20 protein-coding genes are annotated in these 19,743 nt (G+C 41.8%); 11 read left to right on the plus strand and 9 right to left on the minus strand.

All coding sequences use genetic code 11. From position 1 onward, the window contains the following. Position 1: 1 nt before the first annotated feature. A complete protein-coding gene (gene speB, locus ACO6S0_RS07725) occupies positions 2 to 778 on the minus strand; it encodes an agmatinase (protein ID WP_422351409.1) in 777 nt (258 codons plus the stop codon). 79 nt (positions 779 to 857) lie between these two features. Between speB and ACO6S0_RS07730 the strand changes: the two genes are divergently transcribed. From ACO6S0_RS07730 to ACO6S0_RS07760, 7 genes are all read left to right on the plus strand, one after another. Continuing rightward, positions 858 to 986 carry a hypothetical protein gene (locus ACO6S0_RS07730; RefSeq protein WP_422351410.1) on the plus strand — a complete coding sequence of 43 codons (129 nt, stop codon included), beginning with the start codon at positions 858 to 860 and terminating at the stop codon, positions 984 to 986. Between the two features lie 126 nt (positions 987 to 1,112). After that, entirely contained in the window at positions 1,113 to 2,207 is a 1,095-nt protein-coding gene (ychF, locus tag ACO6S0_RS07735; RefSeq protein WP_422351411.1) for a redox-regulated ATPase YchF, read from the plus strand. Between the two features lie 359 nt (positions 2,208 to 2,566). Further along, positions 2,567 to 3,022 carry a tetratricopeptide repeat protein gene (locus ACO6S0_RS07740; protein WP_422351412.1) on the plus strand — a complete coding sequence of 152 codons (456 nt, stop codon included), beginning with the start codon at positions 2,567 to 2,569 and terminating at the stop codon, positions 3,020 to 3,022. Positions 3,023 to 3,338: 316 nt separating this feature from the next. Continuing rightward, entirely contained in the window at positions 3,339 to 4,631 is a 1,293-nt protein-coding gene (locus tag ACO6S0_RS07745; RefSeq protein ID WP_422351413.1) for a Kelch repeat-containing protein, read from the plus strand. A 447-nt stretch (positions 4,632 to 5,078) separates the two neighbouring features. Beyond that, complete coding sequence (locus ACO6S0_RS07750; RefSeq protein ID WP_422351414.1) at positions 5,079 to 6,932, plus strand: DNA topoisomerase IV subunit B; 1,854 nt, start codon at positions 5,079 to 5,081, stop codon at positions 6,930 to 6,932. A 30-nt stretch (positions 6,933 to 6,962) separates the two neighbouring features. Further along, positions 6,963 to 9,590: a DNA gyrase/topoisomerase IV subunit A gene (locus ACO6S0_RS07755; RefSeq protein WP_422351415.1), complete on the plus strand. Its 2,628-nt coding sequence runs from the start codon at positions 6,963 to 6,965 to the stop codon at positions 9,588 to 9,590. Positions 9,591 to 9,654: 64 nt separating this feature from the next. Next, the gene (locus ACO6S0_RS07760) at positions 9,655 to 10,611 is read left to right on the plus strand and encodes a sterol desaturase family protein (protein WP_422351416.1); all 957 of its coding nucleotides are present in this window, start codon (positions 9,655 to 9,657) and stop codon (positions 10,609 to 10,611) included. 6 nt (positions 10,612 to 10,617) lie between these two features. On the opposite strand, the gene ACO6S0_RS07765 is transcribed toward ACO6S0_RS07760, so the two are convergent. Genes ACO6S0_RS07765 through ACO6S0_RS07775 form a run of 3 tightly spaced genes read right to left on the minus strand, consistent with a single transcriptional unit; the run spans position 10,618 to position 12,236 of the window. Continuing rightward, positions 10,618 to 11,433, minus strand: a complete 816-nt coding sequence (locus ACO6S0_RS07765; RefSeq protein ID WP_422351417.1) for a TerC family protein — start codon at positions 11,431 to 11,433, stop codon at positions 10,618 to 10,620. Between the two features lie 2 nt (positions 11,434 to 11,435). Further along, positions 11,436 to 11,813, minus strand: coding sequence for a DNA topoisomerase IV (locus ACO6S0_RS07770; protein WP_422351418.1), 378 nt, complete (start codon positions 11,811 to 11,813; stop codon positions 11,436 to 11,438). A 39-nt stretch (positions 11,814 to 11,852) separates the two neighbouring features. After that, a complete protein-coding gene (locus tag ACO6S0_RS07775; RefSeq protein WP_422351811.1) occupies positions 11,853 to 12,236 on the minus strand; it encodes a helix-turn-helix domain-containing protein in 384 nt (127 codons plus the stop codon). A 280-nt stretch (positions 12,237 to 12,516) separates the two neighbouring features. Between ACO6S0_RS07775 and ACO6S0_RS07780 the strand changes: the two genes are divergently transcribed. The 3 genes from ACO6S0_RS07780 (at position 12,517) to ACO6S0_RS07790 (ending at position 14,745) form a co-directional block, all read left to right on the plus strand. Further along, positions 12,517 to 13,623 carry a M14 family metallopeptidase gene (locus ACO6S0_RS07780; protein WP_422351419.1) on the plus strand — a complete coding sequence of 369 codons (1,107 nt, stop codon included), beginning with the start codon at positions 12,517 to 12,519 and terminating at the stop codon, positions 13,621 to 13,623. A gap of 101 nt (positions 13,624 to 13,724) precedes the next feature. Further along, entirely contained in the window at positions 13,725 to 14,204 is a 480-nt protein-coding gene (locus ACO6S0_RS07785) for an Lrp/AsnC family transcriptional regulator (protein ID WP_055392737.1), read from the plus strand. 19 nt (positions 14,205 to 14,223) lie between these two features. Beyond that, positions 14,224 to 14,745, plus strand: a complete 522-nt coding sequence (locus ACO6S0_RS07790; protein ID WP_422351420.1) for a DinB family protein — start codon at positions 14,224 to 14,226, stop codon at positions 14,743 to 14,745. A gap of 15 nt (positions 14,746 to 14,760) precedes the next feature. On the opposite strand, the gene ACO6S0_RS07795 is transcribed toward ACO6S0_RS07790, so the two are convergent. Together ACO6S0_RS07795 and aroB are read right to left on the minus strand one after the other, a co-directional pair. After that, complete coding sequence (locus tag ACO6S0_RS07795; protein WP_422351421.1) at positions 14,761 to 15,096, minus strand: hypothetical protein; 336 nt, start codon at positions 15,094 to 15,096, stop codon at positions 14,761 to 14,763. Positions 15,097 to 15,189: 93 nt separating this feature from the next. Continuing rightward, positions 15,190 to 16,254 (minus strand): 3-dehydroquinate synthase, encoded by a 1,065-nt coding sequence (aroB, locus tag ACO6S0_RS07800; protein WP_422351422.1) that lies wholly within the window; start codon positions 16,252 to 16,254, stop codon positions 15,190 to 15,192. A gap of 92 nt (positions 16,255 to 16,346) precedes the next feature. Here aroB and ACO6S0_RS07805 point away from each other — a divergent pair, with 92 nt between their 5' ends. Continuing rightward, entirely contained in the window at positions 16,347 to 17,519 is a 1,173-nt protein-coding gene (locus ACO6S0_RS07805; RefSeq protein ID WP_422351423.1) for a proline dehydrogenase family protein, read from the plus strand. A 6-nt stretch (positions 17,520 to 17,525) separates the two neighbouring features. On the opposite strand, the gene ACO6S0_RS07810 is transcribed toward ACO6S0_RS07805, so the two are convergent. The 3 genes from ACO6S0_RS07810 to ACO6S0_RS07820 are packed head-to-tail and all read right to left on the minus strand — an operon-like array spanning position 17,526 to position 19,706. Further along, complete coding sequence (locus ACO6S0_RS07810) at positions 17,526 to 17,891, minus strand: DUF4258 domain-containing protein (RefSeq protein ID WP_422351424.1); 366 nt, start codon at positions 17,889 to 17,891, stop codon at positions 17,526 to 17,528. A 6-nt stretch (positions 17,892 to 17,897) separates the two neighbouring features. Further along, positions 17,898 to 19,097, minus strand: a complete 1,200-nt coding sequence (locus tag ACO6S0_RS07815; protein WP_422351425.1) for an alanine dehydrogenase — start codon at positions 19,095 to 19,097, stop codon at positions 17,898 to 17,900. Positions 19,098 to 19,139: 42 nt separating this feature from the next. Further along, positions 19,140 to 19,706, minus strand: a complete 567-nt coding sequence (locus ACO6S0_RS07820) for a hypothetical protein (RefSeq protein WP_422351426.1) — start codon at positions 19,704 to 19,706, stop codon at positions 19,140 to 19,142. Positions 19,707 to 19,743: the final 37 nt, after the last annotated feature.

The following is a 19,743-nucleotide window of genomic DNA, read 5'->3' on the forward strand; positions in this document are numbered from 1 at the left end:
GCTACATCATTTTAGCCACAATTTCCCTAAAAAGTTTGCCACAGACCATGACGGTCATATCATTGATATCCCTGGTAGGATTGTATTCCACAATATCCGCACCCACCAAGGGCACTCGGATATCCTGAATCAATTCTATGGTTTGACGTGTGCTTAGTCCGCCTGGTTCATGGTGCGAAACCCCAGGGGCAAATGCAGGGTCCAAGGCGTCCATATCCAAGGAAAGGTAAAGTGGATTTGTAAATTGGGGCATGCTAAAGGATGCAAAATCCTTCATTTCATTGATTTTGACACCAAACCGCTGGGCATGCTGCCGTTGTTCCTCATTTAAGGTCCGAATCCCTACCTGCACCAAATTTTCTGCCAACTCATTTTCCATGATATTGTAGAACGGACAAGCATGGGAGTGCTTATCCCCTTCAAAACTGGAATACAAATCGCCATGCGCATCAATATGCAGTATGTCTAACTTTCCGTAAACGGAATAAAATGCTTTAATTAACGGAAAAGTAACGGAATGATCTCCGCCAAAGGTGAGCAAGGGTGTTCCCTTTTTTAGATTTTTGGAGGTTGTCTTTTCAATATCGAAATAGTTTTCAATTTCAAAATCGCCTTTGTCATCAAACATTTCAGGAGTGATTTTTTTGCCATCTTCAGCATAGTAATTGGCGGAATGGCTGTGGTATGCCTTACGGATCAACGGCGGGGCCAAGGCGGGGCCCCTTAGAAAAGAGGACTTTGCATCAAACAAAATTCCTTGCAGTGTAATCTGAGCCATGGACTAAAGGTAGTAACATTGAATGGCTTTTATCAAAAGCATTTCTTGCTATTTTTGCAGGACTAAAACAGAAGCAAGCATGCAGCAAAAGGAAAAGGATTATAATGGTTTTTGGAAACAATTGGGTTGTATTCTTTCTGTAATTGTCATTCTTGGAATACTTACCGTAATGGGGCTTGGTATCTATCTTTTCGTAAAAGGCTTCTAATCCAAGCAGGGATTGCTTTCTTTCCAAAACTTCAGACTATATTTGCACGCTTAAATCAATTGACAATTAGCAATGAACAATTGACAATTGTCTAACATCTCAAGTCTAACGTCTAAGATCTATCACATGAAAGCCGGAATTGTAGGATTGCCCAATGTAGGAAAGTCAACTTTGTTCAATTGTTTGTCCAATGCCAAGGCCCAGAGTGCCAATTTCCCTTTTTGTACCATTGAACCCAATATAGGAGTAGTCAATGTACCTGATCCAAGATTGGAAAAGCTTGAGGAAATGGTAAATCCCGAAAAAGTGATTCCGGCCACAGTGGAGATTGTGGATATAGCCGGTTTGGTAAAAGGAGCCAGTAAAGGGGAAGGTCTGGGTAACCAATTCTTGGGCAATATCAGGGAAACCGATGCCATCCTACATGTGCTTAGATGTTTTGACAACGATAACATTGTCCACGTGGATGGTTCCGTGGATCCTATCCGGGACAAGGAGACCATTGATATGGAACTGCAACTTCGGGATTTGGAAAGTGTGGAAAAGAAATTGGATAAGGTAAAGCGTGCTTCCAAAACCGGAAACAAAGATGCCCAGAAAGAAGCAGAGGTGTTAAACAAGATAAAAGAAGCTTTGGAAGCCGGTATCTCGGTAAGGGCCATTTCCATTTCCGAAGATGATCATTGGGATTATGTAAAACCTCTGCAACTGATTACGGACAAACCCGTAATGTATGTGTGCAATGTGGACGAAGGTGCAGCAGTGGAAGGGAATGACTATGTAAAAAAAGTAAAGGAAGCTGTGGCCAACGAAAATGCCGAAGTAATTTTCCTGGCCGTTGGCACCGAAGCTGATATTACCGAACTGGAAACCTATGAGGAGCGCCAAATGTTCTTGGAAGATTTGGGACTCTCAGAACCTGGTTCCGCAAAACTCATACGAGGGGCCTACCGATTGCTTGATCTAGAAACATACTTCACCGCAGGACAAAAAGAGGTACGCGCTTGGACTATCCCAGTCGGTGCTACCGCACCGCAAGCCGCTGGGGTAATCCATACCGATTTTGAAAAGGGCTTTATCCGTGCGGAGGTCATTTCCTATGCCGATTACGTACAACACGGTAGCGAAGCTAAAGTGAAAGAAGCGGGTCGTATGCGTGTAGAAGGCAAGGAGTATGTGGTACAGGATGGGGATGTGATGCATTTTAGATTCAATGTTTAGAGGCTAAACTCAAGACAAAAGACATAATACATAAGATGGGGTCATCTCTAACTCTATTTACACGCTAATTTGCGAAACCTCCCTGCCGGTAGACAGGTTCGTGTCAAACCATCAGAGCAAATGCCGTCCGGTCATCTCAAAACACCATATACACTACTTATTGGTGAGAATTAGTGGAATCGGTGTCAAGCTAAAGGGTAGTCTGTAACATACCTTGATGTAATTTGTAGAAATTCCCAAAACAACAATCCGTCAATCAAGACCTTGGATTCGTCAACTCAGAAGGCCAATCCATCCATTGGCCCATAATTGCTAGCTGCAGAATCCCCAATTTAGTATAACAGCTAAAAGTGAATTAAATGAGGGGGTTTTTCAATAATTTGTTCAGGGGAAAACAGAGCGTATCTTTAGAGGAGGCCTGCCAAAAAAATCAGGAAAACCTTTCAAGGGCTAAAGCTACGGATGAGGAAGAAATTTTGGTGTGGCAAGCTTCCAATGCCTTAACAAGCGGAGAATTTGAAGAAGCCGTGCAACGCTATTTGGAATTGGCCATCAAATATCCATGGAACAAAGGACTTTACCTGAGCCAAGTAGGGGCTGGGTACTATTTTCTAACGGAATTTGATAAAGCTATAGCCTATTATCTGGAAGCCAAACAAGTTGGGATGGACGCAGCCATGATGGACGATAGTGTTTGGGAAACCTGTGAAACCCAGTACAACAACACCCATAACAAAACCGATATCAAAAAATACCTGGAATATTTCCCTGAAGGCAGTCACATCAAAAAAGCCCAAAAGTTGTTGAATGGATAAAACTACCGGTTAAGAATGGAGTCTTGGTGCAAAATTGTGAAACCTGCCTGCCGGCAGGCAGGTCCGCATTGGAATACCAACAATACCTCAGACTCAAAGGTGTTTGTGAAAATTAGTGCGATTCGTGTCCAACTGTTGTGGCCAATTCATCTAACCTGCCTCCAGTACAGGTTTATTCAAAACCCTAAGCTTCAACTACTCCTAGATCAACCCAAACCCCTCATTCATCAATCCAAAAGGCCCATCCGTAAAATGGGAGGTAGTTTGCTCCTTTAAAAATCTGACTTTAGGACTTTCTAATTAAAAAACAAAATCTATGAAAATCCTGAAATCTTATTCCTTTAAGAAATGGCTGGTCTTTGGCTTGCCAACTCTAGCCATGTGTGTGATCATTGCTTGTAGCGATGATGATGGTAAAACTGATGATGGTACAGGAGGTACGGATGACGATCCAACACCTGAAACAATGACCTTTACCTCATTTGATCCAATGGAAGGTGAACGGGGCAGTACCGTTGAGTTGACCGGAACCAGCTTTAGCACAACCACAACTGGGAACACGGTAAAATTTGGAACTGTGGATGCAGAGGTTACTGGCGCCACGCCAACTATGTTAACGGTAACTGTACCAGATAATGCCACCTCGGGAACTATAAGCGTTTCAACAGGAACTACAACGGTAACAAGTACTGGTGAGTTTAACGTAATTACTGGAAAATGGAGGCAAGTGGCAGATTTTGGTGGTGGTCCTCGAGCTGATTTTATGGTTACTGCTTCCGAAACAAAAGGGTATGCAGGTTTTGGTATCGGGGAAACAATTGAAATTGATAAAAAGGATATTTGGATTTTTGACCCCAATCTCGAGGAAAATGGCACTTGGAGCTTAATGGAAGATGAGTTTCCAGGTAGTGAAAGATGGATTCCAAATGGTATTACTATTGATGAGACCTTATATATTCTTGGTGGTTATGGATACGTTGATCAGGAAGCTGATGAATTACAAGATTTTTATTCTTATACATCTGAAAATGGCTGGCACCAAGAGGTTGATTTACCAGGCGAATTAAGGAGAAATGCTGTGGTCTTTTCTGCTAATAGTAAAATTTACTATGGACTTGGGGGGTATGGAGACACCTTTTACACTGATTTATGGGCTTTTGATCCAGATTTGGAAGAATGGGGCAAAGTCTCAAGTTTTACTGGAACCCCACGAGAGGATTATACTTATTTTGTTATAGATGGCGCACTTTATTTTGGGTTGGGCGATAAGGAAGGCCCGGGAGGAATGATGGACTTTTGGAAATACGATTCTTCAAGTGATGTTTGGACAGAACTTTCAACATTTCCGGGTGGTTCATATGGATATCATGGGGCATTTAGTTTAAATGGAAAAGGATATATAACCACAGGTTATAATGGAGATGAGTTTGTTTCAACAACGTGGGAGTATACTCCTGAAAATGATTCGTGGACTAAGAAGAGTTCTTTTAAGGGAGAAGCAACTCACATTCAAGGGTTTTCAATTGGTAATAGAGGTTATGTTATTGGAGGTTATCTTCCTGAGAACAATATTTCGGATGAACTTTGGGAATTCAACCCAGAAAACTAAAACAACAAAGCTTTTTTTTGACCACCAATTGTATGGGATAAGAAGCACCGGCCAAAGGCCGGTGTTTTTTGTTGGGTTGCTTAAAATAATTAGTGCCACCTGCCTGCCTGTTTACATGCCTTTGGCATGCAGGCAGGTTCGTGTCAAGCCGTTTTAGCCACTTAGTGCAACCCATTTTCTGATATGTAGATTCTTATCCACCAAAAGCAAAGCTTGAACGTTTGTATTTGTGGTAATTGGTGCCATTCGTGTCAAACCATTTTAGCCAATTAATGAAACCTGTCTGCGGATAGACGGGTTCGTGTCCAGTCTTTATAAGCTATTCATGAAATCTAAGCCAAACCCCGATAAAATCCCCTATCAACACCCCTTGTTGATTACTTTCTAGCTGCTGCGCTAGTATTTTTGTGCCTAAATTTTATATTAGCAAGGATTAACCCCTAACACATGGCACAGACCCAGTATACAGAGGATAACATTCGTTCACTGGATTGGAAGGAGCATATCCGTATGCGTCCCGGAATGTATATTGGTAAACTTGGTGACGGCTCCTCCGCTGATGATGGTATCTACATTCTTCTAAAGGAAGTGATAGACAACTGTATTGACGAATTTGTCATGGGGGCAGGTAAGACCATTGAAATCAACATCAAGGAAAACACCGTTCATGTTCGGGACTACGGTCGTGGAATTCCCTTGGGCAAGGTGGTGGATGTGGTTTCCAAAATGAACACAGGGGGAAAGTACGATACCCGTGCCTTTAAAAAATCAGTGGGATTGAACGGTGTAGGGACCAAGGCAGTAAATGCATTGTCCACTTCCTTCAAGGTGGAATCCACCAGGGACGGAAAATCCAAGACAGCCGAATTTGAGACCGGAAACCTCATTAATGAGGAAATGCTGGAGGAAACCTCTAGAAGAAGGGGAACCAAGGTAAGTTTTGTCCCGGACGAGTCCATTTTCAAGAATTATAAATACCGCAATGAGTATGTAGAACGCATGCTCAAGAACTACGTTTATCTAAATCCTGGCCTCACCATTGTCTTTAACGGGGAAAAATTCCATTCGGAAAATGGATTAAAAGACCTTTTGGAGGACAATAACAATCAAGAAGACTTTTTATACCCCATCATTCATCTTAAGGGGAATGACATTGAAGTGGCCATTACCCACAGCAAAACACAATACAGTGAGGAGTATCACTCCTTTGTTAACGGGCAGCACACCACACAGGGAGGTACCCATCAGGCGGCATTTAGGGAAGCCATTGTAAAGACTGTCAGGGATTACTACGGCAAAAATTATGATGCTTCGGACATCCGTAAGTCCATTATCTCGGCAGTGTCCATAAAGGTCATGGAGCCGGTTTTCGAAAGTCAGACCAAGACCAAGCTGGGTTCTACCGATATGGGTGGAAACCTACCGACAGTGCGTACCTATGTGAACGACTTTATAGGGAAGTACCTGGACAACTACCTGCACAAAAATCAGGAAACGGCTGATGCCCTGCAGCGAAAAATTGTGCAGGCCGAAAAGGAACGCAAGGAACTTTCAGGTATTCGTAAACTGGCCAGGGAACGAGCCAAAAAGGCTAGTCTTCACAACAAAAAACTACGCGATTGCCGTGTGCATCTTCAGGATATGAAAAAGGATCGTAGGTTGGAGACCACCCTCTTTATCACAGAAGGGGATTCGGCCTCGGGTTCCATCACCAAATCCCGTGATGTAAATACCCAAGCGGTTTTTAGTCTTCGGGGAAAGCCATTGAATTCCTATGGCATGTCCAAAAAGATTGTGTATGAGAATGAGGAATTCAACCTGTTACAGGCAGCGTTGAATATTGAGGAGTCCATGGAGGGCTTGAGATACAATAATATTGTAATCGCCACGGATGCCGATGTGGATGGAATGCACATTCGATTGCTCTTGATCACCTTCTTTCTGCAATTTTTCCCAGAACTGATCAAAGAAGGGCATCTATACATTTTACAAACTCCCTTGTTCCGGGTTCGAAATAAAAAGGAAACCATCTATTGCTATAGCGAGGAAGAAAAACGAAATGCCATTGAAAAGTTGACCGGCAAACCTGAAATTACGCGCTTTAAGGGGTTGGGTGAGATTTCTCCAGATGAGTTCCAACATTTTATAGGGGATGATATTAGATTGGAACCTGTAATGCTGGACAAGGCCATGAGCATAGATACGTTGCTGAAATTCTATATGGGAAAGAATACGCCCGATCGTCAGGAATTTATCATCAATAATCTTAAAGTAGAACTTGACTTAGTAGAAGAAAACTAACTATAAACTAATAAAATGACCTCCTTCTAAATGGAAGAGAATGAAGCACTGAACGATGAAGGTTTAGAAAGCCAGGAAAAATCCCAAGACAGTCTTACCCGCGTAACCGGCATGTACAAGGACTGGTTCTTGGATTATGCCTCCTATGTAATCTTGGAACGTGCGGTTCCCGCCATTGAGGATGGCTTTAAGCCCGTGCAGCGTAGGATCATGCACTCCCTTAAAGAATTGGACGATGGTCGCTATAACAAAGTGGCCAATGTGGTGGGACACACTATGCAATACCACCCCCATGGAGATGCCAGTATTGCGGATGCTATGGTTCAGATTGGTCAAAAAGACCTACTTATTGATACCCAAGGAAACTGGGGAAACATTCTTACGGGAGATAGTGCGGCCGCATCGAGATATATTGAAGCCCGGCTTTCCAAATTTGCGTTGGACGTTGTATATAGCCCAAAAATTACGGAATGGCAGTTGTCCTACGATGGACGAAAAAAGGAACCTGTCAACTTACCCGTCAAATTTCCTTTGCTATTGGCCCAAGGAGCGGAAGGGATTGCTGTTGGCTTATCAACCAAGATCCTGCCACATAATTTTAATGAACTTATTGATGCGTCCATCAAACATTTGAAGGGACAGCGTTTTAAACTTTATCCTGATTTTCCCACAGCTGGAATCATCGATGTGACCAACTACAATGAGGGAATGCGTGGTGGAAAGGTAAGAGTACGGGCCAAGATTTCAACCTTGGATAAGAACACCCTAGTGATCAACGAAATACCCTATGGCACCAACACATCTTCTTTAATAGATTCCATCCTTAAAGCCAACGATAAGGGGAAAATCAAGATTAAAAAGATTGAGGATAATACTGCTGCCGAGGTAGAGATTTTGGTGCATCTGCCTAGTGGCCTTTCTCCGGATAAGACCATTGATGCACTCTACGCCTTCACGGCCTGTGAATCATCCATTTCGCCCTTGGGATGCATCATTGAGGACAACAAACCCTTGTTCATTGGTGTTAAGGAAATGCTGGAGCGCTCTACCGATTATACGGTTGAGCTGCTTAAAGCAGAACTTGAAATCCAATTGGGTGAGTTGGAGGAACAGTGGCACTTTGCTTCCTTGGAGCGGATTTTTATCGAAAACAGAATCTACCGAGATATTGAGGAAGAGGAAACGTGGGAAGGTGTTATTGCAGCCATTGACAAAGGGCTAAAGCCCCATACCAAAAATCTGAAAAGGGCTGTAACCGAAGAGGATATTGTACGCTTGACCGAAATCAGAATTAAGCGAATATCCAAGTTTGATTTGGAGAAAGCACAACAGCTTATTGAGAGTTTGGATGAACGTATTGCCCAGACAAAGCACCATTTGGCACATCTGGTGGATTACGCCATTGATTACTTCAAAGAACTAAAGAAAAAATATGGCAAAGGCCGTGAGCGCAAATCGGAAATCAAGATTTTTGATGACATTGAGGCGGCTAAGGTGGTCATTAGAAACACCAAGTTATATGTGAATAGGGAAGAAGGTTTTATTGGCACCTCTCTTAGAAAGGATGAATATGTAACCGACTGTAGCGATATTGATGACGTCATTGTTTTTACCAAAAAAGGGGAAATGATGGTCACCAAGGTGGATTCCAAGACCTTTGTTGACAAAGGAATTATCCATGTTGCGGTATTCAAGAAAAAGGATAAGCGCACCACCTACAACATGATCTATAAGGATGGTAGGGGTGGACCCAGCTACATCAAAAGATTTAACGTTACAGGGGTTACCCGGGACAAAATGTATCAACTGGCTGGGGACAAAGCTTCGGCTGAGGTATTGTATTTCTCTGCAAATCCCAACGGTGAGGCTGAAATCATTACGGTGTTGCTGCGCCAATCAGGCAGTATCAAGAAGCTGAAATGGGATTTGGATTTTGCCGATTTGTTGATAAAAGGAAGGGCGTCCAAGGGAAATTTGGTTACTAAATATCCTGTGAAGCGCATTGAACTCAAAGAAAAAGGTGTATCCACCTTAAAACCCAGAAAGATTTGGTTCGACGACATTGTGAACCGTCTTAATGTAGACGGACGAGGAGAACTTTTAGGGGAATTTAAAGGAGATGACTTGCTCTTGATCATTGACCAAAAGGGAAAAGTAAAGACCATTCCGCCCGATTTGCTAACCCGCTTCAACGATGACATGATCGTACTGGAAAAATGGAATCCCACCAAGCCCATTTCCGTAGTACATTATGAAGGAGAAAAGGAACGCTATTACATCAAGAGGTTCCTTATAGAAAATTCGTCCAGGGAAGAGCTGGTCATTTCAGAACATCCCAAATCTGTTTTGGAATTGGTATCTACAGATTGGAGGCCAGTAATTGAGATTGAGTTTGTAAAACCAAGGGGCAAGGAGGCCAAACCCAACCAACAGGTGGATATCGAAAGTTTCATTTCCGTCAAGGGAATAAAAGCCATTGGCAACCAATTGACCACGGAAAAAGTGAAAAACATCAACGCTTTGGAGCCGCTTCCATTTGAAGAGCCCAAGGATCCAACTCCAGAGGAAATGGAGGTGGTGGATGAAGAGTCAATCGGTTTTTCAAATGATGAGAAAAAGAACAATGATGAAAGTTCTGAGCAAACTACTTTGTTTTAATGCGTTATTCTGCCTATTTTGTGACCTTGGATACGCAGCTAACCCCACAGTTTAATACCCCCTTATGGATTTCACCAACCCTTTAGTATACGGAGTACCCGTATTTATTGTTTTCATTTTGGCAGAGCTGGCGTACAGCAAGGCACATGGTGACCATGAGCTATATAATTGGAAGGATTTGGCTGCCAGTGGGTTCATGGGCGTTGGGTCTGCTATTTTGGGTCCACTGTTCAAGGTGGCGTTTGCCATTGTTCTTTTTGAAGGTGTTTACGAACTCTGCAATCCCGAGGTAAATGGTGTTCGACAGAACTTTTTAGGATACCAATCTTTTGGCTATGCCTGGTATGTTTGGTTGCTTTGTCAACTAGCGGATGATTTTACCTACTATTGGTTTCATAGGGCCAACCATGAAATTCGCTTCCTTTGGGCTGCCCATATAGTCCACCATTCTTCGGATAACTATAATTTGGGCACTGCAGTTCGCAATGGATGGTTTACCATCGTGTACAAACCTCTGTTTTATATGTGGATGCCGGCCATTGGATTTCCTCCGGAAATGGTAGTGGTCTGTTTGGGCATAGAAGCGCTATGGCAATTTCAATTGCATTCCGTTTATGTTCCCAAACTTGGATTTTTGGAAAAAATCTTCAATACGCATACCATGCATCAGGTGCATCATGCACAAAACGTGGAATATCTGGATAAAAACCATGGGGGATTCCTGAATATATTTGACAAGCTATTTGGAACATGGAAAGCCCTGGACGATGACATTGATGTTAAATATGGTGTGATTCATTCACCGGATTCCTATAACCCCGTAGTGATTTTGACACATGAGTATAGGGATATTTGGAATGATGTAAAGAAATCCAAAAAATTATCCCACAAGTTGATGTACATCTTTGGCCCTCCCGGATGGAGCCATGACGGCAGTACGCTTACCGTGAAACAGCAACAGGCGAAGTTCAAGGAGTACAAGAAACTCAATCCCAAGTTGGCGTACCACAGGCCCAACTAAAGCACCTTATTGTTCTACCGTCTCCTTTTTGTTTTTAGATTTATTTTTCTTCATCCGAAGATCAAAGAACTCTACCATTAGTGAAAATGCGATGGCGAAGTACAGATAACCTTTTGGAATTGCACCAACCTCATTGTCAAAAACAATCAAATGGGAAAGGTGGGCAGCTTCAGCAATTAACATAAACCCGATCAAGATAAGAAAGGACAATCCCAGTACCTGAACGGAAGGGTGCCTATTTACGAACTCACCGACAGGATTGGCGAACAACATCATAATCAAGACCGAAACCACTACCGCAGTAACCATTAAAACCAAGGCATCGTTTGGGTTGGGGGAAATACCGTTGGTCATGCCAATGGCCGTAAGAATGGAATCAAATGAAAAAACGATATTGATTACAGTGATTTGAACGATAGCATTGGTCAGGGATGAGGAACGCGATTTTTTCACTTCCCTTTCATCATGTCCACGGTCCTCAATTTTCTCGTGGATTTCCTTTGTACTTTTATAGAGCAAGAAGAGTCCTCCAAAAAATAAGATCAGCGCCTGCCAACTTATTCCACCTGTTATCCATGATTCGTCCAAAACCAAAAATGGTTTTTTCATCTTGGTCAACCAGGTAATTCCAAACAACAATAGAATTCGCATTCCCATGGCCAGGACGAGTCCAATATTAGTGGCTTTGCGACGATCTTTTTTATCCAATTTGCCAGCCGCAATGGAAATGAAGATGATGTTGTCAATCCCCAGGATTATTTCCAAAAAAGTCAAGGTAAGCAATGCCATCCAGGCATCCGGACTCGTAAAAATTTCAAACATGGTTAGTGTATTTTATGGGCGGTGCCCTTAAATTTTCGTTTATCGCCAATGGCGTTGTATTCAAATGTATAAGAAGAATCGGAAGTTGTCAATATTTTTATGTGAATAGATTTTTCCTCTGCCTTGTTTTTCGGGTTCAAGTTTCTAAGGACATATTCGCAATCATTGATCCATCTTACAGATGAAGAATCTTGTTTTCCTTCAAAATAATCCACCTCCAAATCATCCTTTCTAAGGAAGGTGGTGGTTTTATTTTCACCATTGATTTCCGTGGTGAATGAAAACCGACCATTCTTAAAGTTGGTGCAATTACGCTCAGGCGGCTGCTGGCATGAAAGTAACAGGGAAAGTACGAGTAGGGGCAACAGTTTTTGTAACATGCATGCAAAGTAAATGCAAAGAACTGAATGTGCCTGAACCTATCCGTTTTTTTTTGCGTCAAAAGACTCAAAGGTGCCATCGGCGTAAAAAACCACCATACGCACAGGATCGGAATTTGAGTTCCCCGAGGTTTTTGTGGGTGCCTCATCACCGATCTTGGATGAAATCTCGGTAGGGGAGGTTTCCTTTTCTGACTGGGCCGGGAATTTCCCCTTTCCAATCAGGAGCCAATACAAGTTGACTTCCGGATAAATCTTTACCACCTTCAGCACAAAATCCAGACTGGGTTTATTTCTTCCGCTCAGGATGTGGGAAATACTGGAGCGCTGCACTCCAATGGAATCTGCAAAGGAAGAAACCGTGAGTCCAAAATGGTCAATTACCGATTTAATTCGGATGGCAATCTCGTTGTTCACAAAAATAAATTTCTAAGGCTAAATTAGTAATACGAATGGCCAAAGTCAACATAAAACAGGAAGAAGGGCGACTAGATATGTAAATTTAAAGTTTATGTAATCGAATATAAATATCTGTTAATAAAGAATATATAGGTATTAATAAATAAAGTTGATTTTTGTGATTACAATTGTGTGTTTCCGAGGAACCAACTGATTACAAAGGTGAACGTTTGCTTACAAGTTCGTATACAATTGTAAATTATGTTTGGATTACTTTTGTAAACTTAATTAAGGATTGCCATACATGATTCACTTTGAAAGTTATAAGGAAAGGTCTGTAGAGGGACGTTATGTAACTGTTGATTCCCTGCAAAAAACATGGCTCAACACCCTGGATTCTTCCTTAGTTGAAACCATTGGCGGCTCGGTTCTAGGGAATACTATTTTTTCCATAACTCTGGGGAGTGGTCCAAAGAAAGTGCTCATGTGGTCCCAGATGCATGGGAACGAATCTACCACAACAAAAGCGGTATTGGATTTGGTCAATTGCCTAATTGCCGAGGAAGATTTTAGTCAATCAATTTTGGAAAATTGCACCCTTTGCATAGTACCTATCCTTAATCCGGATGGCGCAATCGCCTACACCCGGGTAAATGCCAATGAAGTGGATCTTAATCGTGATGCCAAAAATAGAACGCAGCCTGAGAGTGTTGTCCTGCGAGAACTATTTGAACGGTTTCACCCCAATTACTGTTTTAACCTACACGACCAACGTACCCTGTTTAGTGCAGGTAACACGGATAAGCCCGCAACGGTCTCGTTCCTGTCTCCATCCAACAATCCAGAAAGAACAGTGGATCAAACCAGGACTATAGGGATGCAGCTTATTGTTGCCATGAATCGGATGTTGCAGAATCAAATTCCAGGGCAGGTGGGAAGGTATGATGATGGGTTTAATGAGAACTGTATAGGGGATACTTTTCAGATGTTGGGTGTACCCACTATCTTGTTCGAGGCCGGTCATTTTAAAGAAGACTACCAGCGAGAGGAGACCAGAAAATATATTTTTATGGCTCTGATGGAAGTTCTAGGGGTTATTTCAAAAAATCGGATAGCTGAGTTTCCGCATCAGGAATATTTTGATATTCCTGAAAATGAAAAACTCTTTTTTGATATCCTTATTAAGAATGCCCATTTGGTCAATGAGTCCTTGGCGGTAAATCAGCAAGTGGGTATCCGATTTGTGGAGACTTTGAAAAACGGGGCCATTGACTTTGTTCCTGAAGTAGCAGAGGTAGGGGAGTTGGACACAAGCTTTGGCCACTTCAATTTAGATTGTTCCATTTCCGACCACATAGAGCAGATGGAGCGTAAGAATCTTCTTCCGTTAATACGGAATATCAAGAGTTAATCTTGGTATTATCAGGTATTTGTTACATTTTGTTTAAAAAAAAGGCATTTTTTTTAAATATAATTTCTTAATTAACTAATTTTGATCAAAATATTCACACTATGAGCAAAGTTAAGTTAGACGAAATCGACCACCAGATACTGGACATGTTAATTGACAATACCCGTACACCTTTTACGGATATTGCCAAAAAGCTGCTGATCTCTGCTGGTACTGTTCATGTCAGGGTTAAAAAAATGGAAGAATCCGGAATCATCAAAGGATCTTCATTGACCTTGGATTACGTCAAGTTGGGATATTCCTTTATAGCATACGTCGGAATTTTTCTGGAGAAAACGCACCAAACAAAATTTGTCCTGGAACGTTTGAACCAAATCCCGTACGTGACTGTTGCTCATATTACCACAGGAAAATTCAATATTTTCTGTAAGATCAGGGCCAAGGATACCACTCATGCCAAGAATATTATCTTCAAGATTGATGATATTGACGGTATCAGTCGAACGGAAACCATGATTTCCCTGGAAGAGAGCATCAATGACAAAAAGCGCTTGATGCATACCATCTTTAACGAGCTTTAAGCTTAAATACTTTTCGGATATGCTAAGTTCAGAACTTTCCCCGTCTGAATACAACCCTTTTTATCATACCTATATAAAGGCATTGGGCGGAGAGGTAAAACTATTGGATCAGTTGGTGGACGGAAGGGATGTGTTCCTTTCTTTTCTCAAGGATATTCCTGCCGCCAAACTTTTGTTTGCCTATGGTCCAGATAAATGGGCTTTGGCAGAAGTGCTAATGCATATTATTGATGCCGAACGGGTCTTTCAATATCGTGCTCTGAGGTTTGCACGGAACGATTCCACTCCATTGTCCGGGTTTGATCAGGATATTTATGTCCCTGAATCCAATGCAGCAAAGAAGACCAAGGAAGAAATTATGATCGAATACAAAACCGTTCGGGATTCGACCATAGCACTTTTCCGTTCCTTTGATGACGAGGCGTTGACACGTATGGGTATGGCAAGCGGTTCAGCTATGAGCACAAGGGCCATGGGTTTTATCATTTGTGGGCATCAAGCCCACCACATGTCCGTGATACGTGAACGGTATTTAAACTAGTTGAAAAAGTAGTTTTTAGTATAGGCCTTCGTTTTCTTGTTCTTGATCGGGATCCAGATCCGGGTTCAAAGATTCTTCACTCTCACCCAATACCGCTTCGGGCTTTTCTGCATTGCCCAGCTCTTTTTCCATGTTCTCCTCAAAATTGGAAATGAAGTTGGACAGACTTTTACTGATTTTCACCAAATAAATGGTATCCTCCGTTTTTACTTCTACGGTTTCAATTATTTCCCCGTTGGGTTTTTTCAGGGTGATGATATCTTCATCCCCATAACCGTAAGGATAAGAATCGATTAAAACCGCCGCCACTTTGCGATCTAGTTTTTTGTAATCTATTAGTACACGTTTCATTATGGATAGGTTTATGGTTTCCTATCCTAAACTATAAATTTTTGAAACTGACCAGGCTAAAGAGTTGTAAATGGCAATTTTTAGTATATGTATCTAAGATTCTTTGTAGTAAGCAAAGGATTCTGCAAATAAATTTTCTGGAACCTTGATGTCCGTCACAGCTTTTCCAATACTTTGGAGCAACACAAAGTTGATATCACCATGCGAGTTTTTCTTGTCGTATTTTAAAAGCTCCACAATAGCCGTTATGTCCTCTGGTTCAAATTCCACCTTCTCAAAATGTTTCAGAAAAGTTTCCTTGATTTCTTGAAGTGATAATGCCGAAAGCCCCTTTAATTTATGGGATAGGTAGCCCTCCAAAATCATTCCCACCGCAATGGCTTCCCCGTGCAACAAACTCTTTTTGTTTGGATTTTCCAGAAAGTAGGATTCTATGGCATGCCCCAAGGTGTGTCCAAAATTCAGGATTTTCCTAATGTTCTGTTCCGTTGGGTCCTCTGTGACCACCTCGTTTTTTATGCTGATTGATTTTTGAATGGTGGCCGCATTGCCATAGTCATTGGTTTCCCTAAGCGATTTCCAATAGGTTTCATCTTTGATCAAGCCATGTTTGAGCATTTCAGCAAATCCACTGGTCCGTTGTCTCTGATCAAGCGTATGGAGAAATTCAGGAATGACAAGAACCATTTGCGGTTGGTTTATGACCCCAATTTGATTTTTAAGAACTCCCAAGTCCACTCCGGTTTTACCTCCCACCGAAGCATCGACCATGGACAATAGGGTAGTGGGGATGTTTATAAAATGGATTCCCCGTTTAAAAGTGGAAGCCACAAACCCACCTAGATCGGTGAGGACACCTCCCCCAAGATTGATCAATAGACTTTTTCGGTCAGCACCTTGGTCCGATAACCATTCCCATACCAACATGCAGGTCTGGATGTGTTTGTTTTCCTCTCCGGATTCAATTTCAAAAATACCATCCACAGGAACCTCACCTCTCATTTTCTCCTGAAGTAGGGGAAGACAATATTTTTTGGTGTTTTCATCCACCAAAACAAAGATTTTTGAGTAGTTGCTTTTAGCAACATGTTGTCTCAGAGAGGCTTCCGCCAACTCTTCCAGATATACCTCGTAAGCGTGAGATTTAATGGAATCCATAAATTGTAATTGCACCGCTAAATAAAGATTATTTTTATAGATAATGATCCAATATGGCGACTTATATTTGAATCTTTAATAAATTCACAACAATGCAGCCAGATTTTGAGAATACTGCAATAGCGTTCCAAATGAAAACCGACTCCGAATTGGAACGTGCATATTTCCTTTTTAAACTTATTGCGAACGAGCCCTTGGTAAAAATTGGAACTGCGGTCACCAATTTTGCGATAAAAGCGCATTTGCCCATAGAAGGGTTGATACGTGCCACGGTATTTGACCATTTCTGTGGTGGGGTCAACGAAGAAGATTGCCTCCCCATAATTGATAAAATGTTTGCCAATGGAGTAAGTTCCATTTTGGACTATTCTGTGGAAGGCAAGGAGGTTGAAGATCAATTCAATTTTGCGCTTCAAAAGACATTGGAAGTATTGGACTTTGTGAAAGAAAAAGAAGCCATTCCATTTGCCGTTTTTAAACCCACAGGATTTGGGAAATTTGAGTTGTATGAAAAAATGAGCGCTGGAATTAAATTGGAGCAAAAGGAAACCGAGGCTTGGGAAAGATTATTGGATCGCTATGAACAGGTGTGCAAAAAAGCGTACGATTTGGACGTTAAGTTATTGATTGATGCCGAAGAGAGCTGGATGCAACAAGCTGCGGATGACATGGCACTGGACATGATGCGGAAGTACAACAAGGAAAAGGCGGTTGTTTTTAATACGTTGCAGATGTATCGGTGGGATCGAATGGACTATTTGGAGCAATTGAACCAATTGGCAGAAGAGGAAGGATTCAAAATTGGATTGAAGGTTGTGCGTGGAGCGTATATGGAAAAAGAAAATGACCGGGCCAAGGAGTTGGGTTATAAAAGCCCCATTTGCGTATCCAAAAAAGCCACGGATGAAAACTTTGATTGTGCTGTTTCCTTTATCATGAATAATTTGGATACCATTTCCATTTTTGCGGGCACCCATAATGAATCAAGTTCCTTAAAACTCCTGGAACAAATGGAGCAAAAAGGCCTTGAAAAAAACAATTCCAATGTTTGGTTTGGACAATTATATGGGATGAGCGATCATATCTCATTCAACCTATCGGAAGCAGGCTACAATGTGGCCAAATATGTGCCCTATGGTCCCGTGAAAGATGTAATGCCTTATTTGATCCGAAGGGCAGAGGAGAATACTTCGGTGGCAGGGCAGACCACCCGGGAATTGGCTCTATTACAAAAAGAAAAGAAGCGTAGGAAGTTGGATTTGTGATAGCACCTATTGAATTCTCTCGATAATAAGTCCATCTGGACAATTTTTGGCCACCATTTCTTTCTGTTGATTGCCATCAGAAAGCAATACTTTGTAGGTTTTACAGGGTTCGGATTTGGTATCGCTGTTCCCAAAATCGATATCCCCATCTTGTAAAAAGGATTGTATCAAGAGTGTGTCCTGGTATTGGATTGGGACTTGTTCACCAAAAGACAATGGCTTGGAGCGCATGTCCTTGAGTACCCTACAGTTGGGGAAATAGCAGAAATCAATCCCATTCTCCCCAGATTTTTTCTTGAGAAAGAAAACAAGAAATACAATCCCTATGGACAGTCCTACCAGATACCATCCCAAGCGCCTTAAAAATGCCATTCCGTATTAAAAAATTAGAAAATTAATATCATTATAGGTGAGCCCAAACCAGTCTCCCACAGACTTGTTGGTTAGGATACCATGGTACATGTACAGTCCATTTCGTAGACCTTTGTCAAAACGTAACGAGTGTTCCAAACCTCCATCTTCACCAATTTTCAGTAAATAGGGCGTAAAGATATTACTTATGGAAATACTTGAGGTTCTTGGGTAACGGGACGGGATATTGGGAACCCCATAATGGGTTACGTCAAACTTTTCTATGGTGGGTTTGTCATGGCTTGTCACTTCGGAGGTTTCAAAACAGCCGCCCATATCAATGCTAACATCGATAATCACAGCTCCTTTTTTCATGTTCTCTACCATGGAACTAGAAACTACAATAGGGGAACGATCCTTCCCCCTGGCTGCTCCGATGGCCACATCACAACGCTTTAATGCCTTTAATAAATTCTTGGGTTGGATGGTAGAGGTATAAACCGTTTGATTAAGATTGGTCTGTATGTTTCTTAGTTTGGTGATGGAATTGTCAAAAACCTTGATGTTGGCGCCTAGGCCCAAGGCCGACCGTGCCGCAAATTCACCCACTGTTCCAGCTCCAATAATGACCACTTCCACGGGTGGTACACCACTAATATTTCCAAACATGAGTCCATTGCCTTTGTTGGTGGTGGCCATTAACTCGGATGCTATAAGGATAGAGGAGATGCCCGCAATCTCACTAAGTGATCTAACAGCTGGGTACTTCCCGTCCTCATCCCGGATGTATTCAAAAGCAATAGCTGTTAATCGTTTCTTGGCCAAGGTTTCAAAATACTCCTTGGACTGTGTCTTGATTTGTAAGGCAGAAATGACAATGGTCTGCGGATTGATCAAATCAATTTCCGAAAGGGTAGGGGGTTCCACTTTTAGAATAATGGGACAGGAAAAAACCTTTTTGGTGTCCCTGCTAATTTCGGCTCCAGCTTCTGTATAATCTGCATCTGTAAAGCTGGCACCTTCACCTGCTCCGGATTCAATAAGTACCCGGTGTCCATGCGCAGTAATGGCATTGACCGCATCTGGCGTAAGGCAAATACGTTTTTCCTGATATTGGTTTTCCTTGGGAATGCCAATAAAGAGTTCGCCTTTTTTTTTGAGAATCTCTAGGGTTTCTTCCTGGGGTAACAGTTGTTGTTTACTAAAAGGGGAGGAAGGTTGGTCCATACAATGCAAATCTGAAAGAACCGCAACGGGTTTAAAACAAATTTACATTTTTTTTGAAAGGGTGTGCTGCCGCTGTTCCAGTTTCTCACGTTCCTTTCGCAACTCCTCTTTCTCTTTCAAGATTTGAAGTTCGGTGTCCATGGCATCCAAATCAATACCGTGAACATGTTTGTCTATCAATTTAACCCTTATGAAATACACTACTGGAACTACTACCATAGTAACTGCTATTACATAAAAGATCTCATTTTCATCAACTTGCTTTGAATTGTTCGTAATCACACTATATAGCTGGAAGCTGTACATGGAAATTGGAATAAGAATGGCATGATACCACCATTGTTTGTTAGTGACAAACCATGTTATCAATAAAACAAGCGGAATAATCTTTAGCAAGTAAAACCAAACTGCGGTTCTAGCATCCGCAAATCCATTGGATGTTACTTCAAACAACCAAAAATCCAACGATTCAGTATCATTGGGCATGTACTTATAAGAGTAAAACATTACAGGCGATAAGGCTATGACCAGCGTAATAATCCCCTCAATAATAAGCCGCTTTCGTACTTTCTTTTCACCGCGCATACACATATAACTGTGGATGCCCATTTTTATTGTATAAAAAAACCCCTCAAAACAAGAGGGG

Origin of the sequence: Flagellimonas sp., from assembly GCF_965233845.1 — a bacterium.
Classification (GTDB): domain Bacteria; phylum Bacteroidota; class Bacteroidia; order Flavobacteriales; family Flavobacteriaceae; genus Flagellimonas.

Excerpts from the sequence above, each read along its gene's own strand:
- speB (WP_422351409.1), bottom strand. The coding sequence starts at position 778 with ATGGCTCAGATTACACTGCAAGGAATTTTGTTTGATGCAAAGTCCTCT.
- ACO6S0_RS07730 (WP_422351410.1), top strand. The coding sequence starts at position 858 with ATGCAGCAAAAGGAAAAGGATTATAATGGTTTTTGGAAACAATTGGGT.
- ychF (WP_422351411.1), top strand. The coding sequence starts at position 1,113 with ATGAAAGCCGGAATTGTAGGATTGCCCAATGTAGGAAAGTCAACTTTG.
- ACO6S0_RS07740 (WP_422351412.1), top strand. The coding sequence starts at position 2,567 with ATGAGGGGGTTTTTCAATAATTTGTTCAGGGGAAAACAGAGCGTATCT.
- ACO6S0_RS07745 (WP_422351413.1), top strand. The coding sequence starts at position 3,339 with ATGAAAATCCTGAAATCTTATTCCTTTAAGAAATGGCTGGTCTTTGGC.
- ACO6S0_RS07750 (WP_422351414.1), top strand. The coding sequence starts at position 5,079 with ATGGCACAGACCCAGTATACAGAGGATAACATTCGTTCACTGGATTGG.
- ACO6S0_RS07755 (WP_422351415.1), top strand. The coding sequence starts at position 6,963 with ATGGAAGAGAATGAAGCACTGAACGATGAAGGTTTAGAAAGCCAGGAA.
- ACO6S0_RS07760 (WP_422351416.1), top strand. The coding sequence starts at position 9,655 with ATGGATTTCACCAACCCTTTAGTATACGGAGTACCCGTATTTATTGTT.
- ACO6S0_RS07765 (WP_422351417.1), bottom strand. The coding sequence starts at position 11,433 with ATGTTTGAAATTTTTACGAGTCCGGATGCCTGGATGGCATTGCTTACC.
- ACO6S0_RS07770 (WP_422351418.1), bottom strand. The coding sequence starts at position 11,813 with ATGTTACAAAAACTGTTGCCCCTACTCGTACTTTCCCTGTTACTTTCA.
- ACO6S0_RS07780 (WP_422351419.1), top strand. The coding sequence starts at position 12,517 with ATGATTCACTTTGAAAGTTATAAGGAAAGGTCTGTAGAGGGACGTTAT.
- ACO6S0_RS07785 (WP_055392737.1), top strand. The coding sequence starts at position 13,725 with ATGAGCAAAGTTAAGTTAGACGAAATCGACCACCAGATACTGGACATG.
- ACO6S0_RS07790 (WP_422351420.1), top strand. The coding sequence starts at position 14,224 with ATGCTAAGTTCAGAACTTTCCCCGTCTGAATACAACCCTTTTTATCAT.
- ACO6S0_RS07795 (WP_422351421.1), bottom strand. The coding sequence starts at position 15,096 with ATGAAACGTGTACTAATAGATTACAAAAAACTAGATCGCAAAGTGGCG.
- aroB (WP_422351422.1), bottom strand. The coding sequence starts at position 16,254 with ATGGATTCCATTAAATCTCACGCTTACGAGGTATATCTGGAAGAGTTG.
- ACO6S0_RS07805 (WP_422351423.1), top strand. The coding sequence starts at position 16,347 with ATGCAGCCAGATTTTGAGAATACTGCAATAGCGTTCCAAATGAAAACC.
- ACO6S0_RS07810 (WP_422351424.1), bottom strand. The coding sequence starts at position 17,891 with ATGGCATTTTTAAGGCGCTTGGGATGGTATCTGGTAGGACTGTCCATA.
- ACO6S0_RS07815 (WP_422351425.1), bottom strand. The coding sequence starts at position 19,097 with ATGGACCAACCTTCCTCCCCTTTTAGTAAACAACAACTGTTACCCCAG.
- ACO6S0_RS07820 (WP_422351426.1), bottom strand. The coding sequence starts at position 19,706 with ATGGGCATCCACAGTTATATGTGTATGCGCGGTGAAAAGAAAGTACGA.